Annotated in this window: 23 protein-coding genes and 1 pseudogene; 9 read left to right on the plus strand and 15 right to left on the minus strand. The window is 70.9% G+C overall.

Features of this window, described 5'->3' with window-relative positions; all coding sequences use genetic code 11:
- Positions 1–29: 29 nt before the first annotated feature.
- The 6 genes from ACOACQ_RS22840 to ACOACQ_RS22865 all read right to left on the minus strand — a co-directional run bounded on the left by ACOACQ_RS22840 (position 30) and on the right by ACOACQ_RS22865 (position 4,490).
- Entirely contained in the window at positions 30–581 is a 552-nt protein-coding gene (locus ACOACQ_RS22840) for a GNAT family N-acetyltransferase (RefSeq protein ID WP_420289339.1), read from the minus strand.
- Positions 514–1,131: a hypothetical protein gene (locus ACOACQ_RS22845; protein ID WP_420289340.1), complete on the minus strand. Its 618-nt coding sequence runs from the start codon at positions 1,129–1,131 to the stop codon at positions 514–516. Before ACOACQ_RS22845 ends, ACOACQ_RS22840 begins: the two co-directional genes overlap by 68 nt.
- Positions 1,132–1,158: 27 nt before the next feature.
- Positions 1,159–1,698: a Uma2 family endonuclease gene (locus ACOACQ_RS22850; protein ID WP_378604521.1), complete on the minus strand. Its 540-nt coding sequence runs from the start codon at positions 1,696–1,698 to the stop codon at positions 1,159–1,161.
- 125 nt (positions 1,699–1,823) lie between these two features.
- A complete protein-coding gene (locus ACOACQ_RS22855) occupies positions 1,824–2,321 on the minus strand; it encodes a GNAT family N-acetyltransferase (RefSeq protein ID WP_378604518.1) in 498 nt (165 codons plus the stop codon).
- Positions 2,322–3,605: a phosphoribosylamine--glycine ligase gene (gene purD, locus ACOACQ_RS22860; RefSeq protein ID WP_420289341.1), complete on the minus strand. Its 1,284-nt coding sequence runs from the start codon at positions 3,603–3,605 to the stop codon at positions 2,322–2,324.
- Positions 3,606–3,626: 21 nt separating this feature from the next.
- The gene (locus ACOACQ_RS22865; protein WP_378596827.1) at positions 3,627–4,490 is read right to left on the minus strand and encodes an alpha/beta hydrolase; all 864 of its coding nucleotides are present in this window, start codon (positions 4,488–4,490) and stop codon (positions 3,627–3,629) included.
- Between the two features lie 112 nt (positions 4,491–4,602).
- On the opposite strand from ACOACQ_RS22865, the gene ACOACQ_RS22870 reads away from it, so the two are divergent.
- On the plus strand, positions 4,603–5,169 hold the full coding sequence (locus tag ACOACQ_RS22870; protein WP_378596828.1) for a TetR/AcrR family transcriptional regulator: 567 nt from the start codon (positions 4,603–4,605) through the stop codon (positions 5,167–5,169).
- Between the two features lie 49 nt (positions 5,170–5,218).
- Positions 5,219–7,336: a serine/threonine-protein kinase gene (locus ACOACQ_RS22875; protein ID WP_420289342.1), complete on the plus strand. Its 2,118-nt coding sequence runs from the start codon at positions 5,219–5,221 to the stop codon at positions 7,334–7,336.
- A gap of 34 nt (positions 7,337–7,370) precedes the next feature.
- Here ACOACQ_RS22875 and ACOACQ_RS22880 read toward each other — a convergent pair whose 3' ends face one another.
- A complete protein-coding gene (locus ACOACQ_RS22880; RefSeq protein WP_378604509.1) occupies positions 7,371–8,654 on the minus strand; it encodes an adenylosuccinate synthase in 1,284 nt (427 codons plus the stop codon).
- 206 nt (positions 8,655–8,860) lie between these two features.
- On the opposite strand from ACOACQ_RS22880, the gene ACOACQ_RS22885 reads away from it, so the two are divergent.
- On the plus strand, positions 8,861–9,235 hold the full coding sequence (locus ACOACQ_RS22885) for a nuclear transport factor 2 family protein (RefSeq protein ID WP_420289343.1): 375 nt from the start codon (positions 8,861–8,863) through the stop codon (positions 9,233–9,235).
- Positions 9,236–9,250: 15 nt separating this feature from the next.
- Here ACOACQ_RS22885 and ACOACQ_RS22890 read toward each other — a convergent pair whose 3' ends face one another.
- Positions 9,251–9,442 carry a hypothetical protein gene (locus tag ACOACQ_RS22890; RefSeq protein WP_378604503.1) on the minus strand — a complete coding sequence of 64 codons (192 nt, stop codon included), beginning with the start codon at positions 9,440–9,442 and terminating at the stop codon, positions 9,251–9,253.
- Between the two features lie 80 nt (positions 9,443–9,522).
- On the minus strand, positions 9,523–10,950 hold the full coding sequence (locus ACOACQ_RS22895) for a carboxyl transferase domain-containing protein (protein WP_378604500.1): 1,428 nt from the start codon (positions 10,948–10,950) through the stop codon (positions 9,523–9,525).
- A gap of 36 nt (positions 10,951–10,986) precedes the next feature.
- Here ACOACQ_RS22895 and ACOACQ_RS22900 point away from each other — a divergent pair, with 36 nt between their 5' ends.
- Entirely contained in the window at positions 10,987–11,940 is a 954-nt protein-coding gene (locus tag ACOACQ_RS22900) for a diacylglycerol/lipid kinase family protein (protein ID WP_420289344.1), read from the plus strand.
- A gap of 10 nt (positions 11,941–11,950) precedes the next feature.
- A complete protein-coding gene (gene lysS / locus ACOACQ_RS22905; RefSeq protein ID WP_420289345.1) occupies positions 11,951–13,657 on the plus strand; it encodes a lysine--tRNA ligase in 1,707 nt (568 codons plus the stop codon).
- Positions 13,658–13,692: 35 nt separating this feature from the next.
- Here the strand turns inward: lysS and ACOACQ_RS22910 are convergent, their stop codons facing one another.
- From ACOACQ_RS22910 to ACOACQ_RS22920, 3 genes are all read right to left on the minus strand, one after another.
- On the minus strand, positions 13,693–14,763 hold the full coding sequence (locus ACOACQ_RS22910; protein WP_420289346.1) for an alkaline phosphatase family protein: 1,071 nt from the start codon (positions 14,761–14,763) through the stop codon (positions 13,693–13,695).
- Positions 14,760–15,746, minus strand: coding sequence for a zinc ribbon domain-containing protein (locus tag ACOACQ_RS22915; protein ID WP_378604484.1), 987 nt, complete (start codon positions 15,744–15,746; stop codon positions 14,760–14,762). The genes ACOACQ_RS22910 and ACOACQ_RS22915 overlap by 4 nt, the downstream gene beginning before the upstream one ends.
- 92 nt (positions 15,747–15,838) lie before the next feature.
- Positions 15,839–16,258: a DUF3151 domain-containing protein gene (locus ACOACQ_RS22920; protein ID WP_378604481.1), complete on the minus strand. Its 420-nt coding sequence runs from the start codon at positions 16,256–16,258 to the stop codon at positions 15,839–15,841.
- Between the two features lie 57 nt (positions 16,259–16,315).
- On the opposite strand from ACOACQ_RS22920, the gene ACOACQ_RS22925 reads away from it, so the two are divergent.
- Positions 16,316–17,872, plus strand: coding sequence for a DHA2 family efflux MFS transporter permease subunit (locus ACOACQ_RS22925; RefSeq protein ID WP_420289347.1), 1,557 nt, complete (start codon positions 16,316–16,318; stop codon positions 17,870–17,872).
- On the opposite strand, the gene ilvA is transcribed toward ACOACQ_RS22925, so the two are convergent.
- Both ilvA and fbaA read right to left on the minus strand, forming a co-directional pair.
- Complete coding sequence (gene ilvA / locus ACOACQ_RS22930) at positions 17,869–19,161, minus strand: threonine ammonia-lyase IlvA (RefSeq protein WP_378604475.1); 1,293 nt, start codon at positions 19,159–19,161, stop codon at positions 17,869–17,871. The genes ACOACQ_RS22925 and ilvA overlap by 4 nt on opposite strands.
- A 4-nt stretch (positions 19,162–19,165) precedes the next feature.
- The gene (gene fbaA, locus ACOACQ_RS22935; protein ID WP_378604472.1) at positions 19,166–20,197 is read right to left on the minus strand and encodes a class II fructose-bisphosphate aldolase; all 1,032 of its coding nucleotides are present in this window, start codon (positions 20,195–20,197) and stop codon (positions 19,166–19,168) included.
- 115 nt (positions 20,198–20,312) lie between these two features.
- On the opposite strand from fbaA, the gene ACOACQ_RS22940 reads away from it, so the two are divergent.
- From ACOACQ_RS22940 to ACOACQ_RS22950, 3 genes are all read left to right on the plus strand, one after another.
- The gene (locus ACOACQ_RS22940) at positions 20,313–21,191 is read left to right on the plus strand and encodes a hypothetical protein (protein WP_420289348.1); all 879 of its coding nucleotides are present in this window, start codon (positions 20,313–20,315) and stop codon (positions 21,189–21,191) included.
- Positions 21,188–21,685 carry a SigE family RNA polymerase sigma factor gene (locus ACOACQ_RS22945; RefSeq protein WP_420289349.1) on the plus strand — a complete coding sequence of 166 codons (498 nt, stop codon included), beginning with the start codon at positions 21,188–21,190 and terminating at the stop codon, positions 21,683–21,685. The genes ACOACQ_RS22940 and ACOACQ_RS22945 overlap by 4 nt, the downstream gene beginning before the upstream one ends.
- A 71-nt stretch (positions 21,686–21,756) precedes the next feature.
- The gene (locus tag ACOACQ_RS22950) at positions 21,757–24,894 is read left to right on the plus strand and encodes a DUF7507 domain-containing protein (protein ID WP_420289350.1); all 3,138 of its coding nucleotides are present in this window, start codon (positions 21,757–21,759) and stop codon (positions 24,892–24,894) included.
- Here ACOACQ_RS22950 and ACOACQ_RS22955 read toward each other — a convergent pair.
- Positions 24,891–24,992, minus strand: a pseudogene (locus ACOACQ_RS22955) (IS481 family transposase); the annotation flags it as partial. The gene ACOACQ_RS22950 and the pseudogene ACOACQ_RS22955 sit on opposite strands and share 4 nt — an antisense overlap.

Raw genomic sequence — 24,992 nt, forward strand, 5'->3', positions numbered from 1 at the left:
TCTCCCACGGCCAGAGGATCGAACCGACATCAGCGCTGCGGCCGGACCAGCACCAGTTCACCGTCCTCGTTGGCGCCGCGAAGACCGGTGAACCCGGCCTTGGCAGCCACGCGGAGGCTCGCCTTGTTGGTCGGCTCGATGCTGGCGCGCAGCCGCACGTGCTGCCGGTCGACCGGGACCAGCAACGCCTCCAGGGCCTCGGTGGCCAGGCCCAGTCCGCGTGCCTCCTCGACCAGGCCGTAGCCGACCTCGGCTTCCGGGACGCCGTCGTCGGCGGTCCCGGGAGGCCCGAAGAACCCGATCGAGCCGACGACGAGGCCGTCGTGGACGATCGACCGGGGACCCCACGGGTCGCCGTCGTGCCACAGCGACGCAGCGCCGAGGTCGTCCTCGCGCGGGAAGTCCCGGTGCCAGCCGGGCTGCCGGGCGCCGGTCCTGATCGCCTCGACCGTTGTCGCGTCCCAGAGCACCAGGCGCAGGCGTGACGTCACGAGACCCGCCGGTTGCGGCGACTCAGGCATCGACCGTTGCCCTGCCGTCGTACGACGCCAGCTGCTGCGCCACGGCAGCGAGGTCCTCACGCCACGGCTCCTCCGGGCCGGGCGGCAGGATGTCGTCCCAGTCCACGGCGAACGAGCCGAGCACCGACGGCAGGCCGCGGGTGCGGGCCATGAACCAGATGTGCAGGTGCCGTGCCCCGTCGCCGATCCGCTGGACGTGACAGCGCCCGATGTTGGGCAACCCCTCGATGATGCGGGCGATGCGGACAGCGAGGACGCCGTACTCAGCGGCCATGGTGTCGTCCAGGTCGTCGAAGTCGAGGTGCTCCAGCGGCTCCAGGATGACGACCAGGGGAAGCCCGCTGCGCTCGGCCAGGTGCTTGAGCCGCCACCGCTCGTTGGTCCAGATCACGCCGGCCGGATCGGTCGCGCAGATGCGGCAGTCCGTCCCGTCCTCGCCCTCCCGCGGCTTCTCGGGGGCCGGGTCGGCGAGGCGCTTGGTCGCCAACGCGCCGTCGACGACCTCCCACGGAAAGATGTCCCACTCGGCAACCGACGGCAGCGGCATCCGGCCGTGCTCGTCGGCGGCGGCCATCACGCGGGCATGGACCTGGTCAGCAGATTCAGCCATGGCGCCACTCTGCCAGCCGCGGCGGCATCACCCGTCGAGGAGGTCGTGCAGGTCGATCGCCACGACGCCGTGGTCCCCCACGACGACCTCGCCCTTCGGTGTCGCCTTGTCGAACAGGGCAGACAACTCCCAGTGCCCGTCGACCAGGACGTGAACCTCAAGCGTTCGATAGTCGCGATTCACGATCCAGTACTGACCAACGCCTGCAGCCGCGTACTCGGGCGCCTTGCGCAGGAGATCCTCGGACTGGGTGCTCGGCGACAGGACCTCCACGACCAGGACCGGCGAGGCCTCCACCCACGGGCCGGTGGGCAGGTCGCGCGTCACCATCACGTCGGGACCGCGAAGGCTGTGCTCCATCTTCAAGCCCGCCTCCACCATCACCCGCAGCCCCGGCAGCCCCAGCTTCAGCGCGAAGACCAGGTTGGCGCTCACGACGCCGTGGTGTGCCGATGGCGGCGGGCTCATGATGGCGATCCCATGGGACCACTCGGTGCGTTCGGGAGCGGGGAGAGCCAGGTACTCCTCCCACGACATGGGGATGCGCTGCAGGGTCTCGACCTCCACGGCACCTCCTGGGAACGGCGTCGACACATCCGGACCCCTTCCATTCTGCGCTCCTGTCGGGAGCGAGGGAAGGAATGCCGCGGCACTCGGCCGACGAAACGGCGAGAATCGCCTGTCCACAGGCCTCAGTCAGTGGCCAGCATCTTCTGCCACCACACGACGTCGATCCACCGGTTGTGCTTGCGGCCGACCTCGCGCAACACGCCCTGTCGCTCGAACCCGCACGCGCGGTGCAGCGCCTCGCTCGCGTCGTTGGGCAGGGAGATGCAGGCCAGCGCCGTGCGCATGCCGCCGCTCGCGAGGCGGGCCAGCAGGTCGTCGTACAGGCGCCGGCCGAGGCCGCGGCCCGCGGCGGCGGGGTCGAGGTAGATGGTCACCTCGCGGGTGCCGTCGTACGCGCCCTTCGGGCGGAACGCCGAGGAGTAGGCGAATCCGAGGACGGTGTCGCCGTCGGTCGCCACCAGGAAGTGGTCGCCCGGGTGCGTGGAGGCGAGCAGGCCCTCCCACTTCGAGCGGGGCGGCGGCGCCAGGTCGAAGGTGGCCGTGCCTTCGTGGACCTCACGTGCGTAGATGGCCGACACGGCGTCGAGGTCGGCGTCGGTGGCCGGGCGGATCGGGCTCACTCAATCGTCCTTGAGTGAGGCACCCTCGACGACACCCAGCGGCTCGGCAGCAATGTCGGAGCGGCGCTGGAGGCCGTCGAAGGTGATCAGGTCGGCAGCGGCGTAGGCCCGCGAACGAGCATCCTCGACGTCGTACCCGATCGCACGGACGGCGAGCACGCGGCCGCCGTCGGTGACCAGCTGTTGTCCGTCGGGGCCGTCGACGAGCTTGCTGCCGGCGTGGATCACGTCGACATCGCTGACACCGTTGGCGGCACCGACACCCGTGATCACGTCGCCCTTCGACGACGACTCCGGGTAGCCGGCCGAGGCGAGGACCACGGTCACCGAGGCACCGTCACGGAAGGACGGCGCCGGCGTCCCGGCGAGGCGGCCGTTGGCCGCGCCCGAGAGCAGTTCACCCAACGGGGACTCGAGCAGGGCCAGCACCGGCTGGATGTCCGGGTCACCGAAGCGGCAGTTGTACTCGATGACCCGCGGGCCGGACTCCGTCAGCGCCAGGCCGACGTAGAGGCAGCCGACGAACGGCGCACCCCGGCGGTTCATCTCGTCCAGCGTCGGTTGTACGACGGTCGCCATGACGGTTGCCGCCAGGTCGGCCGGCGCCCAGGCCAGCGGCGAGTAGGAGCCCATGCCGCCGGTGTTCGGGCCGCGACCGCCGTCGAAGATCCGCTTGAAGTCCTGCGCGGGCTGGAGCGGGTGGGCCGTGGTGCCGTCGCAGACCGCGAACAGCGAGACCTCCGGGCCGTCGAGGAACTCCTCGATCACGACGCGGCCGCACGCGGCGGCGTGGGCGATCGCCTCGTCCCGGTCGCGGGTCACGACGACGCCCTTGCCCGCAGCCAGTGCGTCGTCCTTCACGACGTACGGCGGTCCGAACTCGTCGAGCGCGGCAGCGACCTCCTCGGCCGTCGTGCAGGTGTAGGAGCCGGCGGTCGGCACGCCGGCCGCGGCCATGACCTCCTTGGAGAAGGCCTTCGATCCCTCGAGCAGCGCGGCAGCCTTCGACGGTCCGAACACCGCGATGCCCTCCGCACGGACCAGGTCGGCGACGCCCGCGACGAGCGGCGCCTCGGGGCCGATCACCACGAGGTCGGCGCCGATCTCCGCCGCCAGGGCAGCGACCGCCGTGCCGTCCATCAGGTCGACGGGGTGCAACGTGGCGAACGCGCCGATGCCCGGGTTGCCCGGTGCCGCGTGCACCTCCGCCACCGAGGGGTCGCGGGAGAGTGCGAGCGCGAGCGCGTGCTCGCGGCCGCCGGTACCGATGACGAGGGTCTTCACGGAGGTCGATTCTAGGGAGACTCAGGCACCGAGCCCGTTGCGGCCCAGGAACTCGAGCGACGCGTCGGCCACCTCACGCCAGTGGCTGTCGATCACCAGCGAGTGTCCGACGCCGGGAATCTCGACGATCTCGGTGACGTGGTGCTTGTTCTTCCGCTGCTTCTTGTAGCCGGCGTTGGCCAGGGCGAAGGGGACGATGTTGTCCTTCTCGCCGGTGATGACGAGCATCGGGCCGCGATCGGCGTTCTTCTTGGTGGCCTTGGTCTTCGCCCACGGATTCGTGTTCGCCGTGGCCGCCTGGAAGAGCGGTCGTCCGGGGGCGGGCGTGTGGGCAGTCGCGTACAGCTGGCGCGCCTCCTCCTCGGAGACCGCGTTGGCGAAGCCGTAACGGAACTGATCGAAGGTGAGGGTGACCGTCCGCCCGTAGTTGAGCGGGTTGCCGAGCACCGGGAAGGCCGCCTTCAGGGCCGAGAACGGCAACGGCAGGACCCCCTGGCTGGGCGCCGGGTCGATGGAGACGGTCCCGGCAGCGAGGCCGCGACCAGCAATGATCTGGACCAGGAGCCCGCCGAAGGAGTGGCCGATCACGATCGGCTTGCGGTCAAGGCCGCCGATGACCTCGGCGACGTGGTCGGCGACGTCGACGACGGAGGTCCCGGCGAGCGAATCAGGATGGGCGTGTGCGGCGTCGAAGGACGCCTCGTCACCGGGCCAGTCGACAGCAATCGCTGCGTAGCCCCGGCTCTCGACGAAGTCCTTCCACGGGGTCCAGCTGTCGTGGAGCAACCAGAGGCCGTGGACGAAGACGATCGGCTGGCGGCCGGAGTCGTTGGCAGCGCGGACCTCGTTGGCCTCGCGGACGGTGACGGTGCTGGTGGTGGTCATGGCTTCTCCTCGATCGATGGGCTAGTCTGGTAGAGAGAACGTTCGTTCTTCTGCACAACCATGGAGGCACACCATGCATTCCGTCAAGGGCGAGATTCGTAGGATCGGTTCCGTGCCCCCCTCCGAACCCCGCGAGCGACTGCTGCGTACGGCGACCAGGCTGTTCTACGAAGAGGGCATCAACGGCGTCGGAGTCGACCGGGTGGTCGCCGAAGCCGGCGTCACGCGAGCCACGATGTACCGCCACTTCCCGGGGAAGCAGGCACTGGTCGTCGCCTACCTCGATCACGAGGACGAGGTCATCCGGGAACTGTTCGCCAACGCCGCCGAGCTGGCCGCCGCCAGCAAGGCCTCGCCGCAGGAACTGCTCGCCCTGGTGATCGACGGCATCGCCGACGACGCCACGCGCCTGCACACCCGCGGCTGCCCGTTCATCAACGCCAGTGCGGAGTTCCCCGATGCCGGCGGCCCGGTCCGCCAGGTCGTACGACGCCACCGCGACTGGTTCCGCCAGACCCTGACCGAGCTGACCACCGCAGCCGGCCTCGCCGATCCGGCGAGCACCGCGGCCGCACTGGTCCTGCTGCGCGACGCCATGCTGGTCGGCAACTATCTCGACGGGAGCGACGTCGCCGTCGACTTCCGTGCCACCGCACGCCGGGTCGCCGGCCTGGACTGACCCATCGGGCACACTGGGGCCGACGTCCACGACCTTCTCGGGGGAAATCATGCGCGTGCCCAATGTGGGTGAAGAGTTCGGCCGCTACCGGCTCGACCGGGTGCTCGGACAGGGCGGCATGGGCATCGTGTTCGCTGCCACCGACCTGCGGTTGAACCGCACCGTCGCCCTCAAGGTCATCACCGGGGTGCTCGCGCAGTCGCCCGAGTTCCGCGCCCGCTTCCAGGCCGAGGCCGCCTCGCTGGCCCGCCTCGACTCGCCGCACGTGATCGCGATCCACGACCACGACGAGATCGACGGGACGCCGTACATCGTCACGCAGTACGTCGAAGGCGTGGACCTGTGGACCCAGATCAACGAGCACGGCGCGATGCCGGCGAAGCAGGCCCTGCAGCTGTGCGCGCAGCTGGCACGCGGGCTCGCCGACGCCCACCGGGTCGGCGTGATCCACCGCGACGTGAAGCCCGGCAACGCGCTGATCCGTGGTGCCGGCACGCCCGACCAGCACGCCTACCTCTGCGACTTCGGCATCGCCCGCGCCGACGGCGTCGAAGGTCCCGCGCCGACCGCGACCGGCATGGTCGCCGGCACCTGGTCCTACCTCTCCCCCGACCGGACCGCCGGTGCGCCGGCCACGCCCTCCAGCGACGTCTACGCCCTCGGCTGCGTGCTCTGGGCCTGCCTCACCGGCCGCGAGCCCTACACCGGCACGGACGTGCAGGTCGCGATGGCGCACCAGCAGGCACCGATCCCGCGGCTGCCCGGCAGCGGACCCTTCACCGACCAGCTCAACGCCGTGGTCGAGCGCGCGCTCGCGAAGGACCCCGCCGACCGCTACACCGACGCGTCCGAGTTCCGCGCCGACCTCGAGAGCCTCGCTGCCATCGCTCCGGCCGACACCCTCGACGGCCCCGCGGGCGCGCCGGATGCGCCGACCGCCGTACGGATCCCGCCCGGAGGGGCCGCGCCCACCGTGGTCCCCGGTGGCAAGAAGTCCGTTCCCGTGCGTCGCCGGCGCTGGCCGCTGGTCGTGGCAGCGGTCGCCGTCGCGGTGCTCGCGGTCGTCATCGCCGCCCTGACCTGGCGATCCCTGGACGACCCGACGAGCGAGGCCGAGGACCCGGCACCCGTCGACTGGGTGACCGGCGACCTCGACGGCGACGGGAACGGCGATGCGCTGGTCCAGCAGTCCCGCTTCGACTCGCTCAGCCCGCTGCCGACCTGGACGCTCGCATCCACGGGTCAGCTGTTCACGAAGGCGCAGCGAACAACCAGCGCTGCCGGGACGCCTGTGCGCGGAGACGTGGACGCCGACGGTCGCCCCGACGTCGCCTGGCTGGAGGAGACGTCGGACGAGATCCTCGCCGTGCACGTCGAGCCGGCCCGGGGCGAACCGTGGGACACCGAGGTCCGGATCGAACCCGACTACGACCTGCAGGACTTCTCAGCCCGGATCGGCGACGTGACCGGCGACGGACGCGGCGACATCGTGCTGATCGGGGACGCCGGTGACGTCGACACGATCCACGTGGCGGCGGGCACCAAGGAAGGCTTTGCCGCACCGGTGCCGTGGTACCGCTCCGAGCTCTCCCAGGGCAGCATCTGGATCGCCGACTTCGACGGCGACGACACCGATGACGTCCTCTACGCCGCCGACCTCGACGACGGCCCGGTTGACGCCGACCCCGGCACCGAGGACGTCGCCGGCCTGATCCGCGTCCTGCTCGCCGACGGTGACGGCTTCACCGCGACGAAGGACCTCGACCTGACCCAGGCGCCCCGCGCGCCCCTGCTGTCCGACTGGGCCGTCGGTGACGTCGATGGCAACGGGGACGACGAGCTGGTCATCATCGGTGCCACCAACACCGGGATCATCGTCTACGACTTCGTCGACGGCGCCATCACCGAGCAGGGGTTGTGGTGGAGCACCAAGCGGACCCAGGAGGAGCGGCGCGAGGAGTTCGCCAAGGACGCGTTGGCCGATGCCACCCTCTCCGACGTCGACGGCGACGGCGACGCCGACCTCGTCCAGCTCCTCGACACCGAGGAGGACTCCCTGGCCCTCGGCGTGCGCCTCTCCGACGGCTCGAAGTTCGCCGACATCGAGGGCTGGGGTGCCCTCGACTGTGGCGCCGAGTGCGACGACAGGTTCGCGTTCATCGACTGAACCTGCGCCGCAGCCCGGCCCGGCACGGAGGGAATCAGCGCAGCGCGTGCCGCACGATCGCCTGCTCGCGCTCGGGACCCACGCCGATGACCGAGATCCGGGCGCCGGAGCGCGCCTCGACGTACTCGACGTAGTCCTGCGCGGCCTTCGGGAGGTCCTCGAAGGTGCGGCAACCGGTGAGGTCCTCGGACCAGCCGGGAAGGTTCTCGTAGATGGGTACGGCGTGGTGGAAGTCGGTCTGGTTGACCGGCATCTCCTCGTGGCGGACGCCGTCGACGTCGTAGGCGACGCAGACGGGAACGACGTCGAGGCCGGTGAGCACGTCGAGCTTGGTGAGCACGAAGTCGGTGACGCCGTTGACCCGTGCGGCGTAGCGCGCGATGACGGTGTCGTACCAGCCGCAGCGACGCGGCCGGCCGGTCGTCGTACCGAACTCGAAGCCCTGCTTGCGCAGGAACTCTCCCTTGTCGTCGTTCAGCTCGGTCGGGAACGGACCCTCGCCGACGCGCGTCGTGTAGGCCTTCACGATCGCGATGACCTGGTCGATCCGGGTCGGCGGGATGCCCGAGCCGGTGCAGGCGCCGCCGGAGGTGGCGCTGCTGGAGGTCACGAACGGGTAGGTGCCGTGGTCGACGTCGAGCAGCGTGGCCTGGCCGGCCTCGAGCAGCACGACCTCGCCGCGGTCGAGGGCCTGGCCCAGCAACAGCGTCGTGTCGCAGACGTACGGCGCCAGCCGCTCCGCATGGCTGCGCAGCTCCTCGACGGTCTGCTCGACCGAGGGCGCGCGGCGGTTGTAGATCTTGGTGAGCACCTGGCCCTTGAGCTCGAGGGCGCCCTCGACCTTCTGGGTGAGGATCTTCTCGTCGAACAGGTCCTGGACCCGGATGCCGATGCGGTTCATCTTGTCGGCGTAGGTCGGACCGATGCCGCGGCCGGTGGTGCCGATCTTGCGGCTGCCGAGGAAGCGCTCGGCGACCTTGTCGACCTGGCGGTTGTAGTCGGCGATGACGTGCGCGTTGGCGCTGAGCTTGAGCTTCGACGTGTCGATGCCGCGGGCCTCGAGGCCGTCGATCTCGTGGAAGAGCACGTCGATGTCGACGACGACACCGTTGCCGATGACGGGCGTGCAGCCGGGCGTCAGGATGCCGGAGGGCAGCAGGTGGAGGGCGTACTTCTCGTCGCCGATGACGACGGTGTGGCCGGCGTTGTTGCCGCCGTTGAACTTGACGACGTAGTCGACCTGGCTGCCCAGGTGGTCGGTGGCCTTGCCCTTGCCCTCGTCGCCCCACTGGGCTCCGACGATCACGATCGCAGGCATTTGGTTCTCCTTCGTTCCGGACGGAGTCCCTCCGTCCGGAGACGGCTGCTCGACGCGCCACTGATGATGCTGGTGGGTGTGACAAGCAAGAAGCCCCGGCAAGGACCGGGGCGCTCTTGCGGCGCAACGTTACCAAATCGCGACCGAGGGGCTAGATTCGGCGAAACAAGAACACGTTCTACTTATTCGTCGTCAAGGAGAAGCAAGTGGCAGCCAGCAGGGAAACCATCCTCGGGACCGTCCAGAACTACATCGACCTGGTCGCGAACGGCACCTCTGCCGAGGTCGTCGCCCTGTACGCCGACGGCGCGACCGTCGAGGACCCGGTCGGCACCGAGGTGCGCACCACCCGCGAGTCGATCGCGGAGTTCTACGGCGCCCTGGACGGGCTCGAGCAGGAGGCCCGGCTGATCCACGCCCGGGTCGCCGGCAACGAGGCGGCCTTCGCCTTCGAGCTGGTCACCAGGGTCGGCGACCAGAGCTACACGCTCGCCCCGGTCGACGTGATGACGTTCGACGACGAGGGCAAGATCCTGAGCATGCGCGCCTTCTGGTCCTCCGACGACATGCAGGTCAGCTAGAACTGCACCCAGCGATCAGATCCGGGGGTCGATCCGGGGGTCGTCACCCCGGCGCACGAAGGCGTCCCGTCGCCACGGCGGCGTGTAGATGAGCGACAACACGATCGCGATGATTCCGGCAACGATGAAGATCGTGCCCAAGGCATCCTCGTTGATGTACTTCAGGTCAGCGGTGATGACATCCAGGGCCAGGATGAGCCCGGCCACGAGCAATACGATTCCAAGTCCGATGTACATGTCGCGGCAGTACCCGATCGGCGCCTGCCCATACGGGGCAGGGAACGCGGTCAGCCGAGGCGGGCCGCCACCTCGGAGGCGACCGCGCGGGCGAGGGTCTCCGGGGTGTCGTCGTCCCGCTCGGGGATGACGCCGTGGACGTCGCCGGAGGCGAGCAGGTCGAGGGCGCCGACCTTCTGCCGGGCGGCCATCTCGGCGGCGTGGCCGGTGTCCCCGTGCACGATCACGCTCGCGCCCTCGGGAGGCAGCGGTGAGAGCCAGCCGCGTTCGGTGGCGAGGACGGTGCGCGCCGGGAGCAGCGCGAGCGCGCCGCCACCGCAGCCCTGGCCGAGGATCACCGACACGGTCGGCACCGTCATCGTGACGAGGCGGGCGATGCAGCGGGCGATCTCCCCGGCCATGGCGCCCTCCTCCGCCGCGGCCGACAGCTCCGCACCCGGGGTGTCGATCACCGTGACGAGCGGCAGGCCGAGCTCCTCGGCAAGGTTCATGGCGCGCAGGGCCTCGCGCAGGGCGCCCGGTCCCATGGCGGCGGCCTCCGACTGCCGCGACCTGTCCTGCCCGACCAGCACGCACGGCTGCCCGTCGAGGCGGGTCAGGGCGATCAGGACGGAGTCGTCCCGCTCCCCCTCGTCGGTGCCGCGCAGGCGCAGGGTGCCGGCGGCGCCGTACCGGAGGAGGTCGCGGACACCGACCCGGCCCTCCGCCCGCGTGAGCTCGATGTCCTCCCAGACCGGGTGGTCGGCGGTCGTGCCCGGCGCGATGGGCGTACGACGCTCGAGACCGGCAGGGGACGCCGCGTCGACCAGCACCCCGAGTGCGTGGTCGAGCAACGTCGGCAGGTCCTCGGCGAGGACGACCGCGTCGATGACCCCCTTCGCGGCGAGGTTCTCGGCGACCTGCACGCCTTCGGGGAACGGTTCGCCCTTCAGCGCTTCATAGACCTTCGGGCCCAGGAAGCCCACCAGTGCGCCCGGTTCGGCCACCGTCACGTGCCCGAGCGATCCCCACGAGGCGTAGACCCCACCGGTCGTGGGGTGCCGCAGGTGCACGACGTACGGCAGGCCCGCCGCGCGGTGCTCCATCAACGCACGGGAGATCTCGACCATCTGGACGAACGCCCGGGTGCCCTCCTGCATCCGGGTGCCACCGGACGCCGTACTCGCGACGACGGGGAGGCCCTCGGCTGTTGCCCGTCGTACGGCGGCGGCGATCCGCGCAGCGGCGGCGATGCCGATCGAGCCGGCGAGGAAGCCGAACTCGTTGACCACGAAGGCGATCGGGCGACCACGGACGTCGCCACGTCCGGTGAGCACGGACTCGTCGGTGCCGGCCTTCTCGGCGGCGGCCCGCAACGCCGCCTGATAGCTCTCGCTGTGGCCGGAGATGTCGACCGGTGAGTCCCACGACTCGTAGGTGCCGTCGTCCAGCACCAGGTCGATCAGTTCACGCGCGGTCCACCGGCGACTCGTCCCCATGGCCCCGAACTCTAGGCGTGTCCCTACGCTGGCGTCGTGAGTGACTCGATCGTGGTGATCACCAACGCCGACGCCGGTACGGCGGACGACGAGGCCCTGGACTCTGCCCTGGAGGTGTTGCGGCGCGACTTCACGGTCGAGGTGCATGCGACATCGTCACCGGACGAGCTGGACGAGGTACTGGACGGCCTCGGCGACCTGGGCGACCGCCGGTTGGTCGTGGTCGGCGGCGACGGCAGCGTCCACGCGGTCGTGGCCGCGCTGCACCGCCGCGACGAGCTCACCGGTCGGGTGCTCGGTCTCGTCCCGCTCGGGACGGGCAATGACTTCGCCCGGACCCTCGGCATCCCGCTGGACCCGGCCGAGGCCGCCGAGGTCGTCGCCAACGGCGCGGTCCGCGACGTCGACCTGATCGTCGACGACCTCGACTCCGTCACCGTCAACGGCGTGCACCTGGGCGCGGGCGCGGAGGCCGGCGAGAAGGGCGCTCGCTGGAAGACCCGGCTCGGCTCCGTCGGGATCGGCAAGGTCAACCTCGGCAAGGTCGGCTACCCGATCGGCGCACTGCAGACGGCCCTGAACCCGCCCACCCTGCGGGTGCGGGTGGAGGTCGACGGCGAGGTCGTCGTGGACGTCGACCGCCAGGTGCTGATGGTCGCGCTCGGCAACGGCGCATCGGTCGGCGGCGGCACCGAGCTGACTCCCGACGCCCACCCCTTCGACGGACTCGTCGACGTCCTCGTCGCCACTCCGGTCGGCACCCTGTCGCGCCTCGGCTACGCGCTGCGCCTGCCGTTCGGGCGCCACGAGGACCACTCCGACGTGCAGATCGTGCGCGGCCGGTCCGTGCGGGTGTCGGGCAGCGAGTTCACCTGCAACAGCGACGGAGAGATCGACGGCCCGGTGCGCAGCCGTTCGTGGCGGGTGCTCCCGGCGGCCTACGCGATGGTGGTGCCGGTCGAATCGGAGTCGGAGCCGTCGGACAACTAGGCTTCGCGCCGTGGCACGAGGACAGCGCAACCAAGGTGGAGACCAGCAGGACCCGAGCGACTGGGTGACCCGCACCGCCGACCTGGCGCTCCGGCACGCGGAGGCCGTCAACGGCGGCACCCTGCCCGAGGTCGTCACCTGCGCGTCCGGCATCAGCCCGTCCGGCCCGATCCACCTCGGCAACCTGCGCGAGTTCCTCACGGTGCACTTCGTCGCCGAGGAGATCCGGCGCCGCGGCATCAACGTCCGCCACCTCCACAGCTGGGACGACTACGACCGGTTCCGCAAGGTCCCCGCCGGCGTCGACCCCTCCTGGAGCGAGCACATCGGCAAGCCGCTCTCCGCGGTCCCCGACCCGACCGGCGAGTTCCCGAACTGGGCCGAGCGGTTCAAGGCCCCGCTCCGCGCCGCGCTCAAGGACCTCGGCTGCGAGATGGTCGAGGTCGACCAGACCGAGATGTACGCCGCCGGCGCCTACCGTGAGCAGGTGCTCACCGCGATCGCGAAGCGTGGCGAGATCGAGACCGTGATGGCGCGGTTCCGCACGAAGAAGGCCGCCGAGCCGGTCGAGGGCGAAGAGGTTGCTGAGTCCACGGCCGAGGAGGACTCCGGCCACGGCGCGAACGAGGACCTGGCCCGCTTCCCCTACAAGCCCTACTGCCGCGGTTGCGGCCGCGACACCGTCACCCTGACGTCGTACGACGACGACACGACTGACCTGGCCTACACCTGTGACGTGTGCGGCGACTCCTACGTCACCAACGTCGCCACTCAGAACGAGGGCAAGCTGGTCTGGAAGGTCGACTGGCCGATGCGCTGGACCTTCGAGGGCGTGCACTTCGAGCCCGGTGGCGTCGACCACGCGAGCCCCGGGTCGTCGTACACGGTCGGCAAGGAGATCGTCGGCCCGATCTTCGGCGGCTCGGCCCCGTCGTTCGTCGGCTACTCCTTCGTCGGTGTCGCCGGCATGCCGAAGATGTCGTCGTCCAAGGGCGGCGTACCGACCGCCGAGGAGGCCCTGCGCATCCTCGAGGCCCCGATCCTGCGCTGGCTCTACGTCCGCCGCCAGCCGAAGCAGGCGTTCAACGTCGACTTCGGCCAGGAGGTCCTGCGCCTGTACGACGAGTGGGACGCGCTGACGAAGAAGGCGGCGATCCCCGAGAAGCGTGACGCCGCGGTGCTCGCATGGGAGCGGGCCTCCGCGACCTCGACCGCCGGCACGCTGCCGACGCCAGCCGTCGTCTCGCCGTTCCGAATGCTGTCGTCGGTGGCCGACGTGACCGCGGGATCGCGCGAGATCACCGCGCGCACCGTCGGCGCGAGCGAGGCGGACCTCGAACCGCGGCTCTCGAAGGCAGCCACCTGGATCACCGCGTACGTCGACCCCGAGGACCGCACCGTCGTCCGCGAGTCCGCCGACACCGAGCGCCTGGCCGCTCTCGACGAGGACGAGCAGCTCTGGCTCGGCCAGCTGCTCGACCGGCTGCCCGACTCGTTCGCGGACTCCGACGAGCTGACCACGCTGATCTACGGCGTCCCGAAGCTGGCGCGCGGGCTGGCCCTCGACGACCCGCCCACCGATGAGGTGAAGGCGGACCAGAAGGCGTTCTTCAAGCTGCTCTACGAGCTGCTCGTCGCCGCCGAGCGCGGACCCCGCCTGCCCACGCTCTTCATGGCCCTCGGCCCGGACAAGGTGCGCGCGCTGCTCACGCCCTGAGCCCGGATCGGTGGATTCAGGCTGAGTCACCAGCGTCACCAGCGCAGGTCGGGTGGCCCTTCATCGGGCGGGACCGGCGGCAGGCCGAGCACGCGCATCGCCGCGTCGGCGAGGTCCAGGTTCCGGATCGGCTGCGGTCCGTCGTACGACGGCCGCCCGGTTCCCGGGTCGCGGCGCTCCGGGTTGCGGTCGTAGAGGTCGCCGGCGGTGACGTCGGGTCCCCAGATGGTGAACGGGATCGTGTAGTTCTCGGCCACCAGGGCTCCGTGGTCCCGGGTGCCGGCGGCGAAGCCGTGGTCGGCGGTGAGGATCACCGTGGTGGTGCCGTCGAGCGCGGGCGTGCGTTCGATGGCCGCGATGACCTGGCCGACGAGTCGGTCGACCCTGCGGACCGCATCGAGGTACGGCTGGCTCATGCCTCCGGCCCGGTGCCCGGCGGCGTCGGGACCGGCAAGGTGGAGGAAGGTCAGGTTCGGCTGCTCGGTCACCAGGTGGGCGATCGCGTCGGCCACCAGGCGCCGCTGGGGCTTGCGCACCTCGAAGTCGTCGATCGACCTCGGCCACGAGTCGCGCATGATGTCGAACTTCGTCTTGCCGGCGAACAGCGCTGTCGTCAGGTGGTGCCGGTGAGCGACCGAGAAGATCGACGCGACCTTCTCGCCCGCGGCGGCTTGCACGGTGTCGTCGATCGGGTTGCCGTTCCACACGACTCCGTGGCCGCCGCCGGTCGCGTCGATCCGGCGGCCCGTCACCATGCCCACGTGGTTGGGCAGGGTGACGTTCTTCTCGTAGGCGGAGCGGGCATTCAGGGTCGAGGCACCCTCGTCGAGGAGCCGGTGCAGGTGGGGTGTCTCCTCCTCGCCGAGCTCGAGGAGCGCCTCGACGGCGAGGCCGTCGACGGAGATCGCGACGACGTGGGACGGTTCCGCCGGCTCGGTGCTCGACGTGGTCGCGCCGGGCTGGGTGCTGGACGAGCTGGCCGGACTGGTCGAGCCGGTCGGCGCCGCGGTGTCGGGATCCCCGTCACCGGCGCTGCAGGAGACCAGCCCGAGGCTGGCGGTCCCGAGGCCGAGTGCGACTGCCCACGCGCCGAGGCGTCCCCTCACTGCTGCGTCGCGATGTCGACGCGCGGGGACCACACATGGCGGCCCGGGGCGTAGTCGTAGTACTCCGCGTCGCTGACCATCTGCACGTTCACCCTGATCGTCTCGCGGGGGCTGTCCCCGGCCCCGAGCCGGAAGGGGAAGGCGAGGCCGTCGCGGGGCGCTGCGGAGGAGTCGTCGGAGAACCGCGCGTCGTCGGCCTGCGAACCGTCGAGGATGTCGCGGCCGTGGCCCCACCCCCCGACCGCACCGGAGCCGGTCGCGCCGGTGGTCACGTGGCGCCACGAGACGAAGTCGGGCGTGCTGTCACCGTCCACGTCGAACCGCACGATGACGCCCACCGGCGGCGAGGCGTTGCCGGCGAACTCCACGATCACCCAGCCGGGCTCGCCGTCCTGCTGCGGGAGGATCTGGACCTGCCTGAGGTCGCCGCCCGAACTGGTCTCCGGACCCTGGCCCCGCAGCAGCGCGTCACCTGTCTTGTCGCTGAGCGTCACCGGCCGGAGCGGCACGGCCTCCTGCGTCGGCGGCGTGCTCGAGGCCGTCGTGGGGTCCGGGGTCGACGACGTCTCCGCCGACGCCCTGTCCCTGTCCCTGGCCCCGGTGTCCGCGTCGTCCGGACCGCTGGTGGCGAGCAGGTAGGCACCCGTCCCGCCGGCCGCGAGGAGCACCACTGCGGCCACCACCGCGCCGACGACCAGGGGCGTGCGCCGACGGGGTGGCGTGCCGGGTGGCGGGACGTAGGGCGGCGGAGCAACGGGCGGCAGGGCCGGCGGCGGCCCCGGTGGGCCGTTCGGCAGCAGCACGTACGGCGGCTGCACGGGAGTCACCGGGACGGTCATCGGTGACGGGTCGGGCGCCGGGCCCGACGCCGGGCCGCCCCCAGATGCCTGCATGCCGTCCTGCCCGCAGTTGGAGCAGAACCGGCGGCCGTTCATCGGCGCACCGCAGTTGGTGCACCAAGCGGGACTGGGAGGGTTGTCCACGGCGTCACTCTCCTCATCGACCCGACCGTCGTACCTGACGATTCTGTCGTCAATCGGCCGATCTCACGACCGTTTCGTCAGGTACGACGCGATCAGAGCAGCTCGTCGGCGGCGGTGGGGCTCGAGTCGCGGAGGAAGGTCGAGCAGCGCTCCCACTCCTCGGTCTCGCCGATGGCCCGAGCGGCGAGGGCGAGCAGGGCCAGCGAGCGCAGGAAGCCGCGGTTGGGCTCGTGCTCCCACGGGACCGGCCCGTTGCCCTTCCAGCCGTTGCGGCGCAGCAGGTCGAGCGAACGGTGGTAGCCGACACGCGAGTAGGCGTAGACGGTCACGTCATCGGCACCCTGGTCGCGGGCCTGCTCGGCGAAGGTCGCCCAGGCAAGGGGCGAGGCCGGCAGGCGTCGTACGACGGCCGCGGGCGCCTCGCCCGCAGCGAGCAGCTCGGCTGCGGGGTCGACGGGCAGGTGCGTGGGCGGGGGGCCGGCCATCAGGTCGGCGCCGGGAGTGAGGCTCATGGAGCCATTGTGGTCACACATGCGACGGGTGTCGGCGCGCGGGTGTTGACTCTCCCCGTGACCCAGAGCGCGAGCCCGATCCCTGCCACGTCCACCGAGGACGTCAACCCGTGGCCGGCCCTGTGGGCCCTGGTCCTCGGGTTCTTCATGATCATGGTCGACACGACCATCGTCACGGTGGCGACGCCGGCGATCATCGAGGACCTCGACGCCGAGGTGAACAGCGTGGTCTGGGTGACCAGTGCCTACCTGCTCGCCTACGCAGTGCCGGTGATGATCACCGGCCGGCTCGGTGACCGGTTCGGCCCGAAGAACCTCTACCTCATCGGCATGGTCGTGTTCACGCTCGCCAGCCTGTGGTGCGGGCTGACCTCGACGGTCGAGGGGCTGATCATCGCGCGGGTCGTGCAGGGCTTCGGCACCAGCATGATCACGCCGCAGACGATGGCGATCATCACCCGGATCTTCCCGGCCGACCGCCGCGGCCAGGCGATGTCGCTGTGGGGTGCGACGGCCGGCGTGGCCCTGCTTGTCGGTCCGCTGCTGGGCGGCGTCCTGGTCGACGCCTTCTCCTGGGAGTGGATCTTCTTCATCAACATCCCCGTCGGGATCATCGGCATCGCGCTCGCACTGCGCAACGTGCCGTCCCTGCCGACCCACCAGCACAAGTTCGACTGGCTGGGCGTGGTGCTCAGCGGCGTCGGCATGTTCCTGCTGGTGTTCGGCATCCAGGAGGGCCACCAGTACGACTGGGGCAAGGTCACGGGTTTCCTCACCGTGCCGATGCTCATCGTCGGCGGCATCGTCGTGCTCGTGCTGTTCGTCCTGTGGCAGCACTACAACACGCAGGAGCCGCTGGTCCCGCTCAGCCTGTTCCGCGACCGCAACTACTCACTGGCCAACATCGCGATCAGCTCGATCAGCTTCACCTTCACCGCCCTCGGGTTCCCGCTGATGCTCTACGCCCAGCTGGTCCGCGGCTACTCCCCCACCGAGTCGGCCCTGTTGATGGTCCCGATGGCGTTGCTGTCGATCGTGCTCGCTGCGCCGGTCGGCAAGCTGACCGACCGCGTGCACCCGCGCTACCTCTGCAGCGTCGGGTTCGCCACCGTCGGCATCAGCCTGGTCTGGCTCTCGGCCGTCACGACGCCCGACTCGGCCGTGTGGGAGCTCGCCCTCCCCATGGGCCTGATGGGTGCCGGCAGCGCTGCCATCTGGGCTCCCCTGGGTGCGACCGCGACCCGCAACCTCCCGATGCAGATGGCCGGTGCCGGTTCCGGGGTCTACAACGCGACCCGTCAGGTCGGCGCCGTGCTGGGCTCGGCCGCGATCGCCCTGTTCATGGACGCCCGGCTCTCCGCCAACGGACTCACCTTCGACCCGTCGAAGGCACCGGAAGGCGCGAGCAGCGGCGCCACGCTGCCACCCCAGGCCCTCGACCCGTTCGCCACCGCGATGGGGCAGTCGATGCTGATCGCACCCGCGGTGATCCTGATCGGCCTGGCAGCCGTGCTGTGCTTCGCGCGACCGAAGGGTCTCGACGCGGCCGTTGGTCGAGGAGGGCCGTCTGACGGCCCGTCTCGAGACCCGCGACCTCCTCGGCCAACGGACTAGCTCACGAAGCCGAACAGCGGGCTGTCCGGCGGGACCTTCTCGACGCGCAGCCGTGACTCCTCCATCCGGGCCAGCAGCCCGGTGAGGTCGTCGGCGTGCTGCATCTCGATGCCGACCAGCGCCGGACCGGTCTCCCGGTTGTTGCGCTTGGTGTACTCGAACAGCGTGATGTCGTCGTCCGGCCCGAGCACCTCGTCGAGGAAGCGGCGCAACGCGCCGGGCTCCTGGGGGAACTCGATCAGGAAGTAGTGCTTGAGACCCTCGTGGACCAGGGCCCGCTCCACGATGTCGGCGTAGCGCGAGACGTCGTTGTTGCCGCCGGAGACGACGACCACGACCTTGCTGCCGGGCGCCAGCGCCCCGGACAGCTCGGGCAGTCGCAGCGCTGCTGGTGCCAGCGCCCCGGCGGGCTCCGCGATGATCCCGTCGACCTGGTAGAGGTCGAGCATCTCGACGCAGATCAGTCCCTCGGGGACCGACACCACCGACAGGTCGACAGCGGCGCGTGCCGCGGCCACCGCGGCGTAGGTCAGGTCTCCCACGCGTCGTACCGAGGCACCATCGACGAAGGGGTCGACCGATTCCAGCTCGACCGGTCCGCCGGCCTCGAGTGCCGCCGCCAGCGACGTCGCGCCGAGGGGTTCGGCGGCGATCACGGCCACGCCGGGCAGGCGCTCGGCCAGGACGGTCAGGCATCCGGCGATCAGGCCGGCACCGCCGACGGGGAGAACCAGCGCGTCCGGAGTCCAGCCGTGCGACGAGGACTGGGCCAGGATCTCGGCGGCCACGGTCGCCTGCCCGGCGATGATGCCGGGGTGGTCGAACGCCGGGATGACGGTCGCCCCCGACGCAGCGGCGAAGTCCGCAGCGGCGACGGCTGCGTCGTCGTACGCCTCACCGGCGATGACGACCTCGACCTGGTCACCGCCGAGCGCGGCCACCCGGTCGCGCTTCTGGCGCGGGGTCGTGCGCGGCAGGAAGATCGTGGCGTGCACGCCGGCGCGGGCGCAGGCGAAGGCCACGCCCTGTGCGTGGTTGCCGGCGCTGGCACAGGTGACGCCGCGGGCCCGCTCCTCGTCCGTGAGGCCGGACAGGACGGTGTAGGCACCGCGCGCCTTGTAGGACCGGACGGGAGTCAGGTCCTCGCGCTTGAGCCACACCTCCAGCCCGGTCAGGGCGGAGAGCCGGTCGGCACGCTGGAGCGGGGTCGTCGGGATGACGGGCGCCAGCAGGTCCGCCGCCCGGTCGACGTCGGCCGCTGTGGGGAGGTTCTCGACAGGCTCGCCCACCGGACTAGCCGACGGTCTTGCCGGCCGACCGCAGGTTCTCGGCGGCCTCGACGACACGGGCAGCCATGCCGGCCTCGGCGGCCTTGCCCCAGGCGCGCGGGTCGTAGGCCTTCTTGTCGCCGACCTCGCCGTCGACCTTCAGGACGCCGTCGTAGTTGCGGAACATGTGCTCGGCCGCCGGGCGGGTGAAGGCGTACTGGGTGTCGGTGTCGACGTTCATCTTCACGACGCCGAAGTCGACCGCCGCAGCGATCTCCTCGGCCGAGGAGCCGGAGCCGCCGTGGAAGACCAGGTCGAACGGCTTGGAGCCGGCGGGCAGGCCGAGCTCGGCGACGACCGCGGCCTGCGCGTCGCGCAGGATCTCCGGGCGCAGCGTCACGCCGCCAGGCTTGTAGACGCCGTGCACGTTGCCGAAGGTGAGCGCGGTCATGTACCGGCCCTTCTCGCCGATCCCCAGTGCGGCAACGGTCTGCAGTGCGTCGGCCGGGGTCGTGTAGAGCTTCTCGTCGATGGCACCGACGACGCCGTCCTCCTCGCCCCCGACCACACCGACCTCGATCTCGAGGATGATCTTCGCAGCGACCGAGAGGGCCAGCAGCTCCTCGGCGATGATCAGGTTCTCCTCCATCGGCACGGCGGAGCCGTCCCACATGTGCGACTGGAACAGCGGCGCCTCGCCGCGGGCGACGCGCTCGGCCGACAGCGCCAGGAGCGGACGCACGAAGCCGTCCAGCTTGTCCTTGGGGCAGTGGTCGGTGTGCAGCGCGATGTTCACGGGGTAGTTCTTCGCGACCTCGGCGGCGTAGGCGGCGAAGGCGACCGAGCCAGTGACCATGTTCTTGACCGAGGGTCCGGAGAGGTACTCGGCGCCACCCGTCGAGACCTGGATGATGCCGTCCGCGCCCGCGTCCGCGAAGCCCTTGAGGGCCGCGTTCAGCGTCTGGGACGACGACACGTTGATGGCCGGGAACGCGAACGCGCCTGCCTTGGCGGCGTCGAGCATCTCGGCGTACTTCTCGGGAGTTGCGATGGGCATGCTGGCTGGCTCCTGCGCGCGATCCGGTACGGACGTGTGGATGGTCACTGATTATCGGCCAACCTACCGTGGCAACCGATCGGCCGTGCCTTGCGTATCCCCCGATGAGCGACCCTTGAGCAGACACCCGGAGGAACCCGTGCAGGACATGATCGACAGGTTGGCGAAAGAGCTCGCCCACGCGCCGGAGCCCGGCTTCGACATCGCGAGCACGGTGGCCTCCGGCCGCAAGGCGGTACGACGACGCCGGATCGCCGCAGGTGCGGTGGTCCTGGCCACGGCGCTGGTCGTCGGCGGCACGGCGTGGCTGGTCGCACCGGGCAACGACGACCAGCCCGACAGCAGCCAGGTGGCGGTGGAGCCGAAGGCCACGCCGACGCCCACGCAGACGCCCACGCAGACGCCCACGCAGACCATGAGCGCGGGCCTCGAGGAGGAGGCCGAGCCAGTCGTCACCGGGACGGCTGGCGAGCCGGCGATCAATCCCGCTGCCGCGGTCATCGAGCGGGACTCCTTCACCGCGAGCAACGGCAAGCAGGCCGAGATCTACCATCTGCGACTCCACGGCACGGAGTACTACGTCTACCTGCAACCCGACAGTGCTTCCTCGTTCCCGCTGCCTGCGCAGGGCCTCACCTTGCGCGAGTGGGCCGAGGTCCAGCTGGTCGGCCCGGACATCGAGGACGACCAGTGGCTGCGGTTCGACCGCGGCTCACACGTCACTCCGGTGCTCTTCGGCCTGGAGATCGTGAAGCAGGTCCAGAACCCCGGTCTTGGCGAGAACTTCGCGCCGGCAGGCACGCCGACCGCCCTGGTGGAAGCGCGCCTGGACGGAGTCACCTTCTTCCTGGCTGTCCGGTCGATCGACGGCCAGAGGGCCGAGGCCATCTCCTACCGCCGTGACGACCGGATCACCACGCTCCAGCAGTTCCGCACCTTCGCGCTCAACCAGTACGCGGAGAACGAGTCCGGCGGCAGCGAGGGCCTGCGATGAACCGCACCGAACGGGAGCTCGCCTACGTCGAATTCGCCGCTTCGCGCCGCGACCAGCTGCGCCGGATCGCCTACGGCATGTGCGGCGACTGGCACCAGGCCGACGACCTCGTGCAGAACGCCCTGATCAAGCTGTACGTCGCCTGGCCCCGCGTCGTACGCGGCGGGAAGGAGGACGCCTACGTCCGCAAGATCCTGCTCAACGCGGCGATCGACGAGTCCCGTCGCCCGTCGCGTCGGGAGCGGACGACGGAGGCCCTCCCGGAGGTTGCGACGGCGGCCGCGACGACCGTCGAGGACCGCGACTCCCTGGTGAGTGCCCTGCAGGAGCTGCCCGCCCAGCAACGGGCGACGGTGCTGCTGCGGCACTGGCTGGGCCTGTCCGTCACCGAGACCGCCAGGGAGCTCGGCATCGCCGAGGGGACCGTGAAGAGCCACTGCTCACGGGGCCTCGAAGCGCTGCGCGGGCTGCTCGCGCAGGCGGAGACAATCTAGGCGCGACTGCGCCCCACCGGCTGCTAGCGTCGGGCGGGTTCGGCTCGTTCGACTCCGCCCCCGGGAGCGCCATGAAGCACGTCCACCGTCTCGCTGCTTCCGTGCTGCTCGCTGCCGGGTCGGTCACCTTCGTCGGCGTGCTGGCGCCGTCCCCGGCGCAGGCCGCAGCCGAACCGATGGGCCTGCTGCACGAGGAGCAGGTCTACGGCGACTTCGAGGTCACCGGCAACACGGTGCTCGACTGCAACCCGGCCGCGACCGGGTGCCTGGCGGCGCGTGACCGCCTGCGCGCCGCGAGCGACAGCCCGAACAACAACAACAACGGCTACGCCATGCAGTACGTCGACGTCGACGACGACGCGGGCACCTACAACTCCTCCACCGGGACCGTGACGATCCCCGCAGGCTCCCGGGTGACCTGGGCCCGCCTCATGTGGGGCGGCAACTACGACGGCCAGCAGTGCGGCATCGGCCAGCCGGGCGCCTACCCGGCCGGGTCGTCGGCGACCGCCCCGGTGCGGCTGACCGTCGGCGGCGGGGCCTCGCGGGACGTCGTACCCGGTGAGCACTCGTTCGACCCCACCTCGATCGGCTACTACAGCGCGGACGCCGACGTGACCGCCGACCTGGCCGGCCTGCCGTCCGGGCAGGACGTCACGATCACGGTCGGCAACGTCTACGCGCCGACCGGCTCGGGGTGCCACGGCGGCTGGTCCCTGTCCGTGATCCACACGCTCGACGCGGCCGACTGCGGCGCCGAGCGACGCCAGGTCTTCGTGTACGACGGCCACGTCCGCCAGAGCACGACCCCGAACTCCACGTCCATCCCGGTGAGCGGCTTCCGCGTGAGCGGCCTGCCCGTGCGGGCCGGGATCGTCGCGTACGAAGGCGACTCCAGCCAGAACGGCGACCGCTTCTACATCAACCCGCCGCCGACGCTGACCACCACGAACGGGATCCCCGAGCCGACGACGGCGCTCGGCCCGAACAACTTCTTCGTGTCGGCGGCGGACAACAAGCTGGAGCCGAGCCACCCCAACACGTTCTCGATCGACGCCAAGAAGTTCGACGTACCGGCCGGGCTGATCGACCCCGGCGACACCAGCGCGGAGATGCGGACGTTCACCAACGGTGACTCCTACATGGTGCAGGCGCTGATGCTCTCGGTCCCGGTCCCGGCGCTGTGCATCGAGAAGTCGGTCGAGCCCGCGGTGGCGCGGGTGGGCGACGAGCTCACGTGGACGATCACCGTCCGGAACCCGACCACGGCCCAGGCCCTCGGCGTCACCGTCTCCGACGACGCCGTCCCCGACTGCAACCGGTCCTTCGGTTCGCTCGCGCCGAGCGGTTCGCAGACCTACACGTGTACGTCGATCGCCACCGACGACCTCACCAACGTCGCCGAGGCCGCCGGTGTGGGCGCCGACGGGACGCCGTTGAGCGCGTCGGGCGCGGCCACGGTCGACGTCATCCATCCGTCCGTCGCCCTCGAGAAGACGGCCGACCCCGGCGTCGTCCGGGCCGGCGAGACGGTGACCTTCACGGTCACGGCGACCAACGACGGCGACGTCCCGCTCACCGACGTCACGATCAGCGATCCCGACGCGCCCGGGTGCACCGGCTCGGCCTCCCTCGCGGTGGGCGCCTCGGCCTCGATCGAGTGCACGGTCGTGGCCGGCACCGACGACTTCACCAACACCGCGAGCGTGACCGCGACGCCGCCCATCGGTGACGACGTGACCGACGTCGCCGCAGCCCCCGTCGACGTCATCCACCCCGACGTCACGCTGATCAAGACGACCGAGCAGGACGCCGTCACCATCGGTGACTCGATCACCTTCACGATCGAGGTGATCAACAGCGGCGACGTGCTCCTGACGGACCTGACGGTCACCGACGACGCCGCTGCCGACTGCGCCCGCACCGCCGGGACCCTGTCCGACCTGGCTCCCGGCGAGAGCCTCACCTACACCTGCGCAGCCATCGCGGACACGGAACCGGAGTTCCGCAACGACGCCACGGTCAGCGGTACGCCGCCCGACGATGTCGAGGTCAGCGACGACGCCTCGGCGCTGGTCGAGGTGCAGGACCCCGGTCTCACGGTCACCAAGACGGCGGACACCGACCTCGTGCACGAGGGTGACGACGTCACCTTCACGATCACGGTGACGAACTCCGGCACCGTTCCCCTCGACCCGGTCGTGGTCGAGGACCCGTCGTTCCCGTCCTGCGACCGGGCCGACCTCGGCCCGTTGGGGGTGGGGGCCTCCGTCGACTACGACTGCACCGTCGCCGCCCCGTTCGACGACATCACCAACACCGTCATCGCGTCGGGCACCTCGCCCCTCGGCATCGAGGTCAAGGACACGGCGACGGACTTCGTGGACGTGTTCCGGACCGGCCTGACCCTGACCAAGGGCGTCGACGTCGCCCGCGTCCTGCCCGGCGACCCGGTCACCTTCACCCTCACCGTGACGAACACCGGGACGGCCACGCTGACCGACCTGGAGCTGGACGACCCGGCGTACCCGGCCTGCGACAGCGCCGTTCCCGACCTCGCGCCCGACGCCAGCACCGAGCTCACCTGCACGATCACCGCTGGTGCCAACGACATCGTGAACACCGCCACGGTCGCGGGACACTCGCCCACCGGCGCCGTCGTCCCCGCCTCGTCGGGAACCGTCCTCGTCGACGTGATCCACCCGGCGCTGGCGCTGACGAAGACCCCGGCCGTCGCCAGCACGACACCGGGCAGCACGGTGACCATCACCATCACGGTCGAGAACACCGGCGACGTGCGGGTCGACGCCATCGAGGTCACCGACGACCAGGTGGCCGGATGCGGGCGCTCCGTGGGCGACCTGGGCGTGGGCGCGCGGGCGTCGTACACCTGCGACGTGACGGTGGCCGCCGGCGGTCACCACGACGTGGCCACCGCGACCGGCTCGGTCGACTGCCCCGACTGCTCGAGCACCGCGGTGACGGCGTCCGACGACGCCACGATCGCTGCCGTGGCCGACCCGGACACCGATCCCGACCCGGAGCCCGGACCCGGTCCGAACCCCGACCCGGAGGTCGCGCCCGACAACGACGCGGCCCTGCCCGACACCGGGGCGCCCGCCCACACCGGCCCACTGGTGGGCCTCGGCGTCACCCTCGTCCTGACCGGGCTCGTGCTGGTGCGCCGGCGACGGGGCGAAGCGGTCTAGCTGTGATGTCCGGGGACGTTGGTCAGTCGGGTGACCGGTGGCTTGGCTCCGATGGCGGAGTGGACGCGGTGATGATTGTAGAAGTGGAGCCATCCGGG

The sequence above is a fragment of the Nocardioides sp. CPCC 206347 genome (assembly GCF_048654605.1).
GTDB lineage: Bacteria > Actinomycetota > Actinomycetes > Propionibacteriales > Nocardioidaceae > Nocardioides.